This is a genomic window from Variovorax durovernensis (genome assembly GCF_977011995.1).
In genome coordinates this window covers 349317-362852 of sequence record NZ_CDRNCW010000002.1, presented here as the reverse complement: position 1 = coordinate 362852, position 13536 = coordinate 349317, and the positions used below count along the sequence as shown (strand labels likewise).

The 13536-nt window shown below is 67.6% G+C and carries 15 protein-coding genes; 6 read left to right on the top strand and 9 right to left on the bottom strand.

Annotation, left to right across the window (positions count from 1 at the left end):
* Positions 1–103: 103 nt before the first annotated feature.
* Positions 104–328, top strand: coding sequence for a hypothetical protein (locus ACWV14_RS33675; RefSeq protein WP_237677036.1), 225 nt, complete (start codon positions 104–106; stop codon positions 326–328).
* A gap of 58 nt (positions 329–386) precedes the next feature.
* On the opposite strand, the gene ACWV14_RS33670 is transcribed toward ACWV14_RS33675, so the two are convergent.
* The 7 genes from ACWV14_RS33670 to ACWV14_RS33640 all read right to left on the bottom strand — a co-directional run bounded on the left by ACWV14_RS33670 (position 387) and on the right by ACWV14_RS33640 (position 6921).
* Positions 387–1856, bottom strand: coding sequence for a DEAD/DEAH box helicase (locus tag ACWV14_RS33670; RefSeq protein ID WP_454908153.1), 1470 nt, complete (start codon positions 1854–1856; stop codon positions 387–389).
* Positions 1857–1987: 131 nt separating this feature from the next.
* Complete coding sequence (gene ypfJ / locus ACWV14_RS33665; RefSeq protein WP_454908152.1) at positions 1988–2875, bottom strand: KPN_02809 family neutral zinc metallopeptidase; 888 nt, start codon at positions 2873–2875, stop codon at positions 1988–1990.
* Positions 2876–2986: 111 nt separating this feature from the next.
* Positions 2987–3553 (bottom strand): dCTP deaminase, encoded by a 567-nt coding sequence (dcd, locus tag ACWV14_RS33660; protein ID WP_454908151.1) that lies wholly within the window; start codon positions 3551–3553, stop codon positions 2987–2989.
* A 76-nt stretch (positions 3554–3629) separates the two neighbouring features.
* Positions 3630–4916, bottom strand: coding sequence for a guanine deaminase (guaD, locus tag ACWV14_RS33655; protein ID WP_454908150.1), 1287 nt, complete (start codon positions 4914–4916; stop codon positions 3630–3632).
* Between the two features lie 96 nt (positions 4917–5012).
* Positions 5013–5303 carry a YciI family protein gene (locus ACWV14_RS33650; RefSeq protein WP_454908149.1) on the bottom strand — a complete coding sequence of 97 codons (291 nt, stop codon included), beginning with the start codon at positions 5301–5303 and terminating at the stop codon, positions 5013–5015.
* Positions 5304–5335: 32 nt separating this feature from the next.
* A complete protein-coding gene (locus ACWV14_RS33645) occupies positions 5336–6319 on the bottom strand; it encodes a hypothetical protein (RefSeq protein ID WP_454908148.1) in 984 nt (327 codons plus the stop codon).
* Positions 6316–6921: a short chain dehydrogenase gene (locus tag ACWV14_RS33640; RefSeq protein ID WP_454908147.1), complete on the bottom strand. Its 606-nt coding sequence runs from the start codon at positions 6919–6921 to the stop codon at positions 6316–6318. Before ACWV14_RS33640 ends, ACWV14_RS33645 begins: the two co-directional genes overlap by 4 nt.
* Before the next feature lie 104 nt (positions 6922–7025).
* On the opposite strand from ACWV14_RS33640, the gene ACWV14_RS33635 reads away from it, so the two are divergent.
* Positions 7026–7907, top strand: a complete 882-nt coding sequence (locus tag ACWV14_RS33635) for a LysR family transcriptional regulator (protein ID WP_454908146.1) — start codon at positions 7026–7028, stop codon at positions 7905–7907.
* A 230-nt stretch (positions 7908–8137) separates the two neighbouring features.
* Here the strand turns inward: ACWV14_RS33635 and ACWV14_RS33630 are convergent, their stop codons facing one another.
* Positions 8138–9244: a BMP family ABC transporter substrate-binding protein gene (locus tag ACWV14_RS33630; RefSeq protein WP_454908145.1), complete on the bottom strand. Its 1107-nt coding sequence runs from the start codon at positions 9242–9244 to the stop codon at positions 8138–8140.
* A gap of 219 nt (positions 9245–9463) precedes the next feature.
* Between ACWV14_RS33630 and ACWV14_RS33625 the strand changes: the two genes are divergently transcribed.
* A complete protein-coding gene (locus ACWV14_RS33625; RefSeq protein ID WP_454908144.1) occupies positions 9464–9718 on the top strand; it encodes a hypothetical protein in 255 nt (84 codons plus the stop codon).
* Positions 9719–9734: 16 nt separating this feature from the next.
* Here ACWV14_RS33625 and ACWV14_RS33620 read toward each other — a convergent pair whose 3' ends face one another.
* Positions 9735–10400 carry a hypothetical protein gene (locus ACWV14_RS33620; protein WP_454908143.1) on the bottom strand — a complete coding sequence of 222 codons (666 nt, stop codon included), beginning with the start codon at positions 10398–10400 and terminating at the stop codon, positions 9735–9737.
* Positions 10401–10486: 86 nt separating this feature from the next.
* Between ACWV14_RS33620 and ACWV14_RS33615 the strand changes: the two genes are divergently transcribed.
* The 3 genes from ACWV14_RS33615 to ACWV14_RS33605 all read left to right on the top strand — a co-directional run bounded on the left by ACWV14_RS33615 (position 10487) and on the right by ACWV14_RS33605 (position 13515).
* Positions 10487–11740 (top strand): hypothetical protein, encoded by a 1254-nt coding sequence (locus ACWV14_RS33615; protein WP_454908142.1) that lies wholly within the window; start codon positions 10487–10489, stop codon positions 11738–11740.
* Positions 11741–11978: 238 nt separating this feature from the next.
* Positions 11979–12758 (top strand): hypothetical protein, encoded by a 780-nt coding sequence (locus tag ACWV14_RS33610; protein ID WP_454912832.1) that lies wholly within the window; start codon positions 11979–11981, stop codon positions 12756–12758.
* A gap of 7 nt (positions 12759–12765) precedes the next feature.
* Positions 12766–13515 carry a hypothetical protein gene (locus tag ACWV14_RS33605; RefSeq protein WP_454908140.1) on the top strand — a complete coding sequence of 250 codons (750 nt, stop codon included), beginning with the start codon at positions 12766–12768 and terminating at the stop codon, positions 13513–13515.
* The last annotated feature ends 21 nt before the right edge of the window (positions 13516–13536 follow it).

Below are 13536 nucleotides of genomic sequence, written 5' to 3'. Positions count from 1 at the left end.
GACACTGTGTAGGCCGGGTAAAGGCGGCAAAGGCCGTCATCCGGCAAAAGGCCGAAGCGTTGGTTGTGCATAGCGCACAACAACTCATCAAAGGAGCTTCGCCATGAGAGTCCCGATCCTTGCCTTGTCCGCCGCCGCGTTGGCCGCAGCAGTCCTGACCGGCTGCGTGGTCGCCCCGGCCGCCCCCGTCTACTCTGCGCCTCCGGGCGTGGCCTACGTGGCGCCGACGTATGTCTCGCCTGGCGTCGGCTTCGTGTGGGCCTATCACCCGCGCTACGGCTGGGGCTGGCACCACCCGCAGTACGGCTGGCACCGCGGCTGGCGCTGAGCCGAAATGCAAAGCGGCGCCCGAGAGCGCCGCTTTTTTTACGTCGGAGCCAGCCTGATCAGCTCGGCTCGGCGCTCTTGAACAGCGCAGCAACCTTGCGCTTGCTCTTGATGTTGCTCGAGATGCCGCGCGCGGGCACGGCCTTGGCGGCAGCTTCCCAGGCCGGCGTCGCGTCGGCTTCGCCCGGCTCGTAGGGCTTGTCGAAGAACGGGTCGCGCGGCGCTGCGGGTGCGCGGTGCGGGCGTCCGCCACCACGACGGGCGTCGCCGCCCAGGCTGGCGCTGCGTTCGCGCGGCTGGTCGAGCACGTCGCGTGCGTCGCCGGCTTCGCCTTCTTCGCGCCAGTGGCGGCGTCCGTCGTTGATGCGGCCGCGCGGGCGGTCTTCCTCGAATTCGACGGGCTCGAGATCGATCTTCTTCTTGATCAGCTTCTCGATGTCGGCCACCAGGCGCACGTCGTTGCCGCCGCTGGCAAAGCTCACGGCCAGGCCCGAGGCGCCGGCGCGGCCCGTGCGACCGATGCGGTGCACGTAGTCTTCGGCGTTGAAGGGAATGTCGAAGTTGAAGACGGCAGGTACGTCCTTGATGTCGAGGCCGCGGGCCGCGACGTCGGTGCACACCAGCAGGTCGACCTCGCCGGCCTTGAACGAGGCCAGCGCCTTCAGGCGTTCGTCCTGGCTCTTGTCGCCGTGCAGCGCGGTGGTACGCAGACCGTCGCGCTCCAGCGAGCGTGCGAGGCGCGCGCAACCGAGCTTGCTGTTGACGAACACGAAGGCCTGCGTGATGCCGCGCTGGCGCACGATCTGCTTGAGCGCGCGGCGCTTGTCGTCGTCGCTCACGCTGTAGAAGTGCTGCTCGACGGTGGAGGCCGTCTCGTTCGGGCGCGCCACCTCGATGGTGACCGGGTTCTGCAGGTAGCTGCCTGCGAGCCGCTTGATTTCGGGGGAGAACGTGGCCGAGAACAGCAGTGTGGTGCGCTGCTTGGGCAGGTAGCTCAGGATGCGCTGCAGGTCGGGCAGGAAGCCGATGTCGAGCATGCGGTCGGCTTCGTCGAGCACCACGTATTCGACCTGGTTGAGCACCGCGTTCTTGGCTTCGATGTGATCGAGCAGCCGGCCGGGCGTGGCCACCAGGACTTCGACGCCCTTCTTCAGCTCCAGCGTCTGCGGCTTCATGTCGATGCCGCCGAACACGACCGTGCTGCGCAGGTTGGTGTACTTGGCGTACAGCTTGACCTGTTGCGCGACCTGGTCGGCCAGTTCGCGCGTGGGCAGCAGCACCAGGGCCCGGACCGGATGCCGCGCGGGCGAGGTCGAGGCGTTTTCATGCTTGAGCATGCGCTGCAGCAACGGCAGCGAGAACGCCGCCGTCTTGCCGGTGCCGGTCTGGGCGGCGCCCATCACATCCTGCCCGGAGAGCACGACCGGAATGGCCTGCTCCTGGATCGGTGTCATGGTCTCGTAGCCCATTTCGGCCACGGCGCGCGCCAGCGGTTCCGCCAGCGATAGATTGGAGAAGGAACTTGTCATTGAGCCCTCTATTGTCGCATTGCCGCAAAAAACAGCAGTGACCGCGGCGTGACAACGTCCGTGCCGACGGAATTGCTATTTATTTCATAGCACCTAAGGCAGCAGGCACGGGCCCTGCGAGCCCGTCGAGCTCAAAGACTGCGCGCGTTGAAGGTATCGCAGGCCTTAATGTCGCCGCTCTGGTAGCCCGCGCCGAACCACCTTTGACGCTGTGCGCTGGTGCCATGGGTGAAGCTGTCGGGCACCACCGCACGGCCCGCGGAACGCTGCAGGGCGTCGTCGCCGATCTTCTGTGCGGCGTTCATGGCGGACTCGATGTCGCCCGGGTCGAGCCACTTCTTCGACTCCTGCGAATGGTGGGCCCACACGCCCGCGAAGCAGTCGGCCTGCAGCTCGACGCGCACGCTCATGGCGTTGTTCTGGGTCTGGCTCAGGCGATTGCGCATGCCGTCGACCTTGGCGGTGATGCCGAGTTCGTCCTGCACGTGATGGCCGACCTCGTGCGCGATGACGTAGGCCTGCGCGAACTCGCCCGGCGCGCCGAGCTGGTTCTTGAGGGTGTCGTAGAAGCCGAGGTCGATGTAGACCTTCTGGTCGCCGGGGCAGTAGAACGGCCCCATGGCCGACTGCCCCGTGCCGCAGGCCGTGGGCGTGGCGTTGCGGAACAGCACGAGGCGCGGTGCGTGGTACGTGCCGCCGTTCTGCTTGAAGATGTCGGTCCAGACCACCTCGGTGTTGCGCAGCACGGTCGAGACGAAGGCCGCTTCGCGGTCGTTAGACGGCGGCTTGGGTGCCGGCCCCTGCTGGGGCTGCTGCTGCACCTGGGCAGGCCCTCCGCCGCCGCTGAGCAGGCCCAGGACGGTGAGCGGGTTGATGCCGAAGACCCAGCCCGCGATCAGCGCGACCGCGATGGTGCCGATGCCAATGCTGCGGCCGCCGATGAAGCCGCCGCCACCACCGCCGCCTTCACCGCGGCGGTCCTCGACGTTGTCCGATTGTTCGTTGCCTTCCCATCTCATCGCGCGCTCCTTACCGGCCTTTTGCAGGAGTTGTTGCCGGTGACCGCAGGATGGTACTTGGCCCGGCGGCCACCGGGGTAACCGGCCGTCAGCGAAAGGCGCGGCGGCGGGTCAGGTTTTCGGCAGAGTGACGCCGCGCTGGCCCTGGTACTTGCCGCCGCGGTCCTTGTAGCTGGTCTCGCAGACTTCGTCGCTCTCGAAGAACAGCACCTGCGCGCAGCCTTCGCCCGCGTAGATCTTCGCGGGCAGCGGCGTGGTGTTGCTGAATTCGAGCGTCACGAAGCCTTCCCATTCGGGCTCGAAGGGCGTGACGTTGACGATGATGCCGCAGCGCGCATAGGTGCTCTTGCCCAGGCAGATGGTGAGCACGTTGCGCGGGATGCGGAAGTATTCGACGGTGCGCGCCAGCGCGAAGCTGTTGGGCGGGATGATGCAGTAGTCGCCGTGCATGTCGACGAAGCTCTTCTCGTCGAAATTCTTGGGGTCGACCACGGTGCTGTGGATGTTGGTGAAGACCTTGAACTCAGGCGCGCACCGGATGTCGTAGCCGTAGCTCGAGGTGCCGTAGCTGATGATCTTGTGGCCCGAGGACTCGCGCACCTGGCCCGGTTCGAAGGGATCGATCATTCCTTCGTTTTCGGCCATGCGCCGGATCCATTTGTCGCTCTTGATGCTCATATGCGCTCGCTGCTGCTGCGGGGAAATCGGGGGCGAATTGTGGCATGCGCCACCGCCCACCCCGCCGCCCGGGGTGCTACAGCGCCTGCGAGATCACCGTGCGCTCGACCAGCCGGTCGTCGCCCAGCACGATCATCGCGAAGAGCATTTCCTCCAGCGTGTCCGCCCGTTTCGTCTTGCGCGCCAGCAGCGGCGTGGCCGCCGGGTCGAGCACCAGGAAGTCGGCTTCGCAGCCCGGCTGCAGGTTGCCGATCACGCCGTCGAGCCCCAGCGCGCGCGCAGCGCCACCGGTGTGGCGCCACCAGAGTTCCGACGGCGCGATGCTCAGGCCGGTCTTGGTCTGGCCTTCGCGGCCCACGTAGTAGGCGGCCATCATGGTGTGGAACGGGCTGAAGCTGGTGCCGCCGCCCACGTCGCTGGCCAGTCCGTAGGGATAGCCCACGCGGTCGGCCGCGCCGAAGTCGAAGAAGCCGCTGCCCAGGAACAGGTTGCTGGTCGGACTCACCGCGGCGGCCGTCTTCGTGTCGCGCAGCAGCGCGCGGTCGGTGTCGTCGAGGTAGATGCAGTGGGCGTATACCGCGCGCTCGCGCATCAGGCCGAAGCCGGCATACACGTCGAGGTAGGAGCGCGCCTTCGGGTAGAGCTCGCGCACCCAGCTCACTTCGTCCCGGTTCTCCGCCACATGCGACTGGATCCAGGTGTCGGCGTACCTGGCCGCCAGTTCGCCCGCGCCGCGCATCTGCGCATCGGTGCTGGCAGGCGCAAAACGCGGCGTGATGGCATAGCCCAGCCGGTCGGTGTTGTGCCACTTGCGGATCAGCGCCTCGCTGTCGATCAGGCTCTGCTCGGTCTGGTCGCGCACGCCGTCGGGCGAGTTGCGGTCCTGCAGCACCTTGCCCGTGATCATGCGCAGGCTGCGGCGCCGTGCGCCCTCGAAGAAGGCATCCACCGAAGCCACGTGCGAGGTCGCGAAGGTCAGCGAGGTGGTGACGCCGTTGCGCAGCAGCTCGTCGAAGAACACGTCGGCCACTTCGTTCGAATGCGCGGGGTCGGCGAACCGGCTTTCTTCCGGGAAGGTGTAGTTCTCGAGCCAGGGCAGCAGCCCCGGCGAGGGCGAGCCGATGATGTCCGTCTGCGGGAAGTGGATGTGCATGTCCACAAACCCCGGCGCGAGGATGCGCCCGGGCAGGTGGGTGGTGTGGGCATCCGGGTGGCGCGGTGCGACGGCGGCATGGCTGCCGGCATCGAGCACGCGCTGGCGGCCGGCGCTGTCGGGGGCGACGACCAGCAGGCCGTCTTCATCGAAAACGGGCTGGCCGGCGGCATCGAATCGCAGGAGGGAGGCGCGGTAGGCTTTTTTCATCGTGGGTGCGGAGGGTAATCCAGCTCCGGCCCGCCGCAATTTCCATGCGCATATGAGTGCTATACGCCGAATGCACTCACCGCCCCGGGCTCCTCGCTACACGCCCTTCAGCGCCTCAAAGCCGGCACCCGCGGCCTTGAGATCGACATCGACGATCTGGTACTCCGCGACGTCGGCCTTCACGTACGAGTCCTCCGCGAGGATCTGCAGCAGCGCCGGCTTGTCGATGTTCCTGGCGCCGATCACACCGCCAAGCCCGCTCTTCTTCGGCCCTGCAAAGAGGAAGTTCCCCTCCTCCAGATGACGCGCGACCCACTCGCCGTGGGACTTGATGTGCGGCTCGACCTGCGCGGGCGCCTTGATGTAGCTGACGATCAACAAAAGCATGGTGCGATCTCCTTTGAAAGCAAGGCGGGATTTCAGTCGCGCGGCAACGCGTGCGACTGGATGTCGAAGGGCACGCCCGTCGGCACCGGCCCGTCGCTGTCCTTGCGCCTGGTCAGCAGCGCGTACTTCGACTCGATGAAATAGACGCGGTCGCCCAGCACCGCGCCCGACGACGGATCGTTGAGCCCCGTCACCACGGTCTGCAGGCCCAGCTTCGCGCCGTCGATGCGCGCCACCGTGACCTGCCCGCCGTAAGGCCCGTCGCCGAAGGCATTGCTTTCAAACAGCACGAGCCGGCCGGGCTTCCAGGCGCGGATGGCATCCACGTTCTTCATCACGCGCGGCGCCTCGATGCGGGTGACCTCGCCGGCGTTGCCGTCGGCGCCCAGGCCGATGCGCAGCACGTAGGAAGCCGCCGCCACGAGGCTCACATAGACATCGCGCCCGCCGTCGATGGCGATGCCGTTCAGGCCTTTGTAGGGGCCTGCGCCGGCCAGCGCCGGGGCTTCCTTCCAGACCGTGAGCGCGGTGCCCCCCGGCGCGAGCCGCAGCACACGCGGGTGGTAGGAGTCGGTCACGTAGATGTTGCCGGCCGCGTCCTGCGCCATGTCGTTGCAGTAGCCCTCGTCGGGCATTGCATAGCTCGCGCGCGGCGCGCCAGTAGCCAGGTCGTAGCGCTTGAGCGCGCTCGGCGTCTGCGGCACGGTGGTGAAGCCGCTGCTGCCCGAGCAGACCCACAGCGCCCGATGCTTCGCATCGACCAGCACGCCCTGCCCGTTCGCCAAGCCATTGGCACCAGGCTTCACGAGCACTTCGGCCTTCGGCGCGACGCCCGGCTTCAACCTGGCGACCGCGCCCTCGCGCCAGCTGCCGACGTAGAACGAGCCGTCCGGGCCGATGGCGACGCTTTCCGGATACCAGTCGTCCGGCAAGGCCTGCACCTCGGCGGGCGCGGCCGAGGCCACCGCCGCCACGAACGCGAGCGACGCGCCCCCGAGCAATGCGCGCACTCTCATTGCCACACGCGATACACGCGCCCCGTCTGCTGCCCCTCGACACTGCGGACATAGGCCTGCGCAGCCTTCGCCGCCGACACCGACTCGAATCCGGGAAAGAAAGCGCCGTACAGCGGCAGCGATTCGGTCAGCACCGTCGGGCTCACCACGTTGATGCGGATGCCGCGCGGCAGCTCGATCGCCGCGCCGCGCACGAAACCCTCGACCGCCGCATTGACGGCCGTGGCATTCGCGCCCTGGCGGATCGGCTCGTCCGCAACGATGCCCGTGGTCAGCGTGATCGAGCCGCCATCGGTCAGCACGTGCTGGCCCAGCAACGCGAGCCGCACCTGGCCGAGCAGCTTGTCCTGCAGGCCGATGTTGAAGTCGACCGGCCGCATTTCATTCAGCGGCCCGAAGAACAACCCGCCCGCCGCCGACACGACGGCATCGACGCGCCCCACTGCCGCATACAGCCCCTCGACGCTCGCATCGCTCGTGATGTCGACCTGGAGGTCGCCTCGCGTGCGTCCTGCACGAATCACCTCGTGACCGCGCTCGGCCAACGTCTGTGCCACTGCGCTGCCGATCGCGCCCGTTGCGCCCACAACAAGAACCTTCATGGAAACCTCGCCAAAAGTGAATCAACAAGCGGCTATTGTTTTGCGAACCATTGATTTGATAAATTGCCTCCCGGTTCGGTCATTCGAAACTCAGGATTCTCAATATGGACAAGCTTCGCGCCATGGAAGTCTTCGTCGCCACTGTCGACGCGGGCAGCTTCGCGGCCGCCGCCGAGGCGCTCGACCTGTCGGCAGTGATGGTCGGCAAGCACATCCGCGCACTGGAGGAACAGCTCGGCGCCCGCCTGCTGGAGCGCACCACGCGCCGCCATGCGCTGACCGAAATCGGCGCCGCATACCTCGAACGCTGCCGCGACGTTCTTGCCAGCGTCCACACCGCCGACGGCGTGGCCGAGTCGCTGCGCGCCGTGCCGCAGGGCGTGCTGCGCGTCACCGCGCCGGTGGCCTATGGGGCGCACAAGCTCACGCCGGTGATAGGCGAGTACATCGCCGCCCATCCGCAGGTGAAGGTCGACCTGAGCCTCAACGACCGCGTGGTCGATCTTGCGGAAGAAGGCTTCGACTGCGGCATCCGCTCGGGCGCGGCGGTGGATGAACGGCTCATTGCCAGGCCGCTGGCCCTGGCCCGCATGTTCGCCGTGGCCAGCCCCGCATGGGTCGCGCGCCACGGACAGCCGGCGCATCCGTCCGACCTGGAGGCCTTCCCGCTGCTGGGCTTTGCGAGTTGGGGCCCGGACCATTCCTGGCGCTTCACGCGCGACGGCCAGACGGTGCGTGTGCCCGTGCGCGGCCCGCTCACCACCAACAACGGCCAGGCACTGCTGGCCGCGGCCATGGCCGGCATGGGGGTGATCGTGCAGGCCGATGCGCTGCTGGGGCCCGCGCTCGCGTCAGGCCTGGTGGTGCAACTGCTGCCCGATTGGGAGCTGCCCACACGGCAGGTTCACATCATGCGGATGCCCGAAGCCCGGCCGAGCGCGAAGCTGCGGACCTTCGTGGATTTTGTGGTCGAGCGGCTGGGCTGAACAAAAGCAGCGAGCTTTGTGCATCTCATTCTGGACAAATTGACGGATTTGTCTGGCGAGCCTTCGGTCACGATGGGGGCGTACATGAATGCGCTCGCGGCACTGGGGCTGGATGTCGATGTGGTCGCAACAACGGAGGCCGTGCCGCCTTCCCCCGTTCCAGGCGGCGTGCGGCCTATCGCAAGGCGGCCCAATCCTGACCACAGCGGATAGCGCCGGGACAACGTGGTTCAGCGCGTCACCCGCCCCTGCACGCCCTCGGCCAGCCAGTTCATCTTCAGGATCTGCTCGTCGCCCAACTGCGCCCCCTTGGCGATCACAACATGACCCTCGTTGTCGCGCACATCGGCCGCCACGGCACGGAACGGCTGCAGCCTGCCGGCGGCGATGTCGTTCTGGCGCGCCAGCACTTCGTCCTGCACGGCCTTGGGCACCTTGGTACCGAAGTCGCCCACGCGGATCATTCCTTCCTTCACGCCGCCCCAGAGGTTGCCGCTCTTCCAGGTACCGTCGAGCACGGCCTTCGCACGCTGCGTGTAGTAGCCGCCCCATTGGTGCGTGACCGCGACGATCTGCGCGTCGGGCGCGATCTTGCGCATGTCGGAGTGGTACGCGATGGCCAGCTTGCCGCGCTCCTGCGCCGCGGACATCACGGCCGTGGAGCCCGTGTGGAAGGCCACCACGTCCGCGTTCTGGTTGAACAGCGCCATGGCCGCGTCGCGCTCCTTCGGCGGATCGAACCACTCGTTGAGCCACACGACGTGCACCTTGGCGCCCGGGTTCACCGAGCGCATGCCGAGCGTGAAGGCGTTGATGCCCTGCAGCACCTCGGGAATCGGAAAGCCCGCGACGTAGCCCGCCACGTTGGTCTTCGTCATGCGGCCGGCCGCGATGCCCGCGAGGTAGCGCCCCTCGTAATAGCGCGCGTTGGCCGTCGCCACGTTGGGTGCGGTCTTGTAGCCGGTAATGGACTCGAACCTCACGTCGGGGAAGTCCCTCGCCACCTTCAGCGTCGGCTCCATGTAGCCGAAACTCGGCGTGAAGATGAGCCGGTTGCCCTGCTGCGCGAGGTCGCGGATCACGCGCTCGGCATCGGCGCCTTCGGCCACGTTCTCGACGTAGGTGGTCCTGACCTTGTCGCCGAGCGCCGCCTCGACGGCCTTGCGGCCTTCTTCATGCTGGCGCACCCAGCCGGCGTCGGTGACCGGCGTGACATAGACAAAGCCGATCTTCAGCGGGGCCTTGGGGGCCTGCTGCTGTGGCTGCGAAAAGGCGGGAGATAAAAAACAGGCGGCTGCCCACGCCAGAACGGCGCGGCCCGCGAGGTTTTTGTACATGGTGTTCCTCTACATGGCCCCGGAAATGCAAAACCCCGCAGCCGGCCGGGACGCCCGGCTGCGAGGGGAGCAGGATTTTAAACGGGGCCGCTGCGCGTGATGCGGCCGGGGCATTGGCCTACCTCAATGTCGGCGCTTCGCCTTAGGCCCGCGGCACCGGGCTGCGCGAGCCTCGGGCCACAGATTCATCACCGAGAGAAGAAAGAAAGGCCAGCCACCATGACCGCATCCACCGTCAACGACTCGCTGACCCCGCTCGACATTTCGCAAGCCGTGCTCGAGGGCGAAGAAAACCCGAACGTCGCGCGACCGCTCACGCCGAAGGAGCAGGCCGCACATGGCGTAAACCCGGAACAGGGTCGCCGCGCACGCCTGCAGCGCGCGTTGCGCAGTCCGGCCTTTGCCTGGGGCGGCGCGGCTGTCACGGGCCTGGCGCTGGCGATGTTCTACGCACGCCGCACGCACCGCATCTGACGACGACGATGCTGCGCTAGGACACGGCGGGGTCGTGCGCGGTATCACCGTGCAGGCCGGCGCCAAGGCCTCCACCGCCTTCTCCGCCACCTGCCGCGCCACCGCCTCTTGCTGAACCCCCGCCGCCCTTGCCGCCTCCTCCTTCGCGCGGGGCGGCACCCTTGGCGCGCACCGGCCCCTGCTTGGGAATGCCGAGTTGCGGCGGAATCGGGTCGAGGTCGAGCACGTCGCGGATGAAAAGCCGCAGCGACACCACCAGGTCCGCCGTCTCCACCGGCCGTCCGGCCACCATGTCGTTGGCAGCCTGTGCCGCGAGGCGCACCTGTTCTTCGGTGCCCAGCAGGATCACGTCCGACAGCGCCGCCTCCACGGCATCGCGGATGCGCCGGCGCCGATCCGACGCGGAGATTGCCGATGTCTCGGCGCCTTCACGCGCGCGCAGTTCGCGCAGATGGCTGGGATCGACCGACAGGTCCCCGGTGAACGAACCGCCAAGCACCTTGTAGGCTGCGATCAGCGTCTTGAGCCGTTCGTTGATCTGGCGGTTCTGCCGCTCGCGCCGCTGCTGCACGCTGTGCATCACAACGAGGCGGATGCCGACCGCCACCAGGGACACCACGACGAGGCCCAGCAGCGTTGTCAGAAGGCCCTGCCAGGAACTGAAGTCGAGTGAGTTGCGCATGGTGCCGGACGATCATACGGCTGCCGCCGTACATGCCGCTGGGCGTGTGCGGGCCCACTGTCGGTTCGAATGCGCACAATCGGGCCATGCACCCGTTCATCGAACTGCTGCGCGAACGCCGCACCGCGTGCCTGTGGGCCGGCCTCGCCTTCTCCGGCTTCGGCAGCGAGCTCAACCGCATGGCCGTGCTGTGGCTCGCCATCGAAGTTGCCGGCTCCAGCGCCAGCCTGTTGCCGCTGGCACAGCACGCGGTAGTGCTGGTTGTGAGCCTGGGCGCCGGTCTCTTCGCGCATCGCCTCTCGCCAAGGGCCACGATGATCGGCACCGACCTGGTGTCGGCGCTCATTGCGGTGCTGCCCGTGGTGCTCGCCAGCATCTACGGGCTGACGCTCTGGAGCCTTGTCGCATCGGCGATGGCGCTGGCGGCGTTGAGCGCGCTGTTCCAGCCGGCGCTGCTGTCCAGCATTCCGCATGTCGCGGGAACGAAGGAGCGGGTCCAGGGCGTCAATGCGCTGCTGGACGCCACGACGCGGCTGTCGCGGCTGACCGGCCCCTTCGCCGCCGGCCTGCTGGCCGCGGTGCTGCCGGTGCTGCACTTCCTGACCGTGAACGCCGTGAGCTTTCTCGCGTCCGCGTGGGCCGTGGCCGCGATGGGCAAGCTGGGCAAGTTGGGCGAGAGGCCCGCCGCGCCCACCCAGCCAGTGCCGGTCTCCCGGCGCCTGATGCAGGGTGCCACGCTCATGGCGCAGCACACGGACATCCGCCTCCTGCTGCTGGCCAACACCGCGGTGCTTGCAGCCTGGACCATCGGCGTGAGCCTCGGCCTGCCGTTCCTGGTCGCGCAGATCGGGTTGTCGGGCTTCGGCCTGACCGGCCTCGGCGCGGTGGCGGCCCTTGTCGCCGCCTACGGCGCGGGCGACTTCCTGTCGAACTTCTGGGTGGCCGCCCACCGGCCGGTGCGGCTCGGCCGCTTCATGTTCAACGGCTACGTCGTCCTCGGGGGCGCGCTGGCGCTGGTGCCACTGCCGTTCTGGCTGCTGCCGCAGGCGGCATGGCTGCCGTCGATGATGGCCGCGGCCTTCGTGTCGGGCCTGGGCGGGCCGATGTTCTTCATTCCCATGATGACCTTCCTGCAAACACGGCTCGAAGGCACCGAACTCGCCAGCATCATCCGCCTGCGCCTCGCGCTGACGGCCGCGGCCATGATGGCCGGCGCGGGGCTCGGCACGCTGCTGTTCGGCGGGCTCGGCGCGGCTGTCACCGTGGTCATGGCGGGCGGGCTTATCGCGTTGGTCGGCGCATGGGGGAGCCTGTGGCACCCTGACATCGGAAATTCGTGAACAAATTCACAGAAGTCTCCGCCACGACTTGGTGAGCCACACCGGTGTCAAGAACGATCTACTGACATTTAGATACGTCAAGTTACGATTGTGCAGTCAGGCCCCGGTCAGTTCGACCACCGGGCCCACTCTTTCCCCCAGCACAACGAACGGAGTCCCGGTGATTGCTGTCAGCGGCGCATTGCAGCGCGAATTCGAATCCTCCCCTGCCCAGCCCGAGTCCCGCGACGGCACTCCCATGCGTACCCTCTGCTGCGTCGTCGCCATCTCGGTGTTCGTCAGCGGCTGCGCCACGGCCAACATCACCTACACACCGCGCCCCAGCCAGGACGCCGCGCAGACAATCAAGTACACCGACGGGGTGGGTACGCTGTCCGAGAAGGACGAATCGCGCGAGCTCTTCGTCTACTCGCGCTTCAAGATGCAGGGCCCGACCCAGCCGACCTTCACGCTGGGCTACGCGAACAACACGGCCGCGCCCGTGAACTTCAGCACCGACAACGTCAAGGCCTACTTCCGCGGCGCGCCGGTGCAGATCTACACCTACAGCGAGCGCATTGCCGAGATCCAGTCGGAGAAGCAGGCCAAGCAGGTGGCGCTGGCCATCATCGGCGGACTGGCCGCCGGCGCGGCGGCCTATGGCGCCTCGCGCCAGACCTACCGCCAGAACTACTCGGGCTCGGTGGTCGGCCGCCACGGCATCACGAACTTCGCCGGCACGAACACGGTGCGCGTGTACGACCCCGTAGCCGGCATGCTGGCCGGCGCGGCCGTGGGCGGCGCCACGGTGCTGGGCATCCGGCAGATCGAATACAACGCGCAGAGCCAGGAGCAGTCGGCCAACTCGATCCTGCAGCTGAACACGGTGGAGCCGCTGCAGATGGTGACGGGCGACCTGGTCCTGAAGAACTGCTGCGACCCGACCCCCCAGCCCGACGACGTGATCCGCCTCGAGGTGACGGCGAGCGAGAAGACCTCGGTGTTCGAGTTCGTGCGCACGCAAGTCAAGACCCGCTGAAGTCCCCATGACGCCAGCACTGCGCCTCGACTTCCAATTCACGCCGCTGCCGAACACACCCTCGCTGCGGGAATGCGCGGTCGTGAGCGCGGCGGGCTATGCCTTCTTCAGCGACGAGAAGGTCGCGCTGGCCTTCGGCACCACCTGCTTGGGCGTGGCCGCGGAAGGCCGGGACCCCGTGGCGGTGCCCTACTTCGAACTGGCCGAACTCTCGCTCGGCAACCACGCCATCACGACGACCGGGCACACCTACCCGGACTTCGGCCTGTTCGGCGGCCTGCTGTCCGGCGGTTCCACGAACAAGGAGATCACCAGCTCGACCACGCAGCCGAGCGCCCAGACCTTCATCTCGCTCGTCACGCATGTCGGCGAGCTGCATCTCCTGTACACGGGCTTGCCGCCGGCCGTGCTGCGCATGTTGCTCGCGGAGGCATTCACCGTCTGGCGCCAGCACCAGCCGGACTGGCTCGAGAAGCGACGCAAGTCCATCGATGCCTACGTCGATCGCGAGGGGCTCGACGAGCAGACGCGCGCCGCGCTGAAGGAACGGCTGTTCACGTCGCTGGTGCCGGCCGCACCGCCGCCTGCGCCGTCCGGCCTGTTCACCGGCGCGGCCATGGCGGGCGATTCCGATGCGCCCGTGCGCATGGGCGTGTGCCCGTCTTGCAAGACGACGATTCCGTTCTTCTCCGAGGAATGCCCCAAGTGCCAGGCACTGTTCGGGCCCGACTCGGCGTGGCAGGTCCGGCCGCTCTGACCTGAGACCGCACCGCGATGG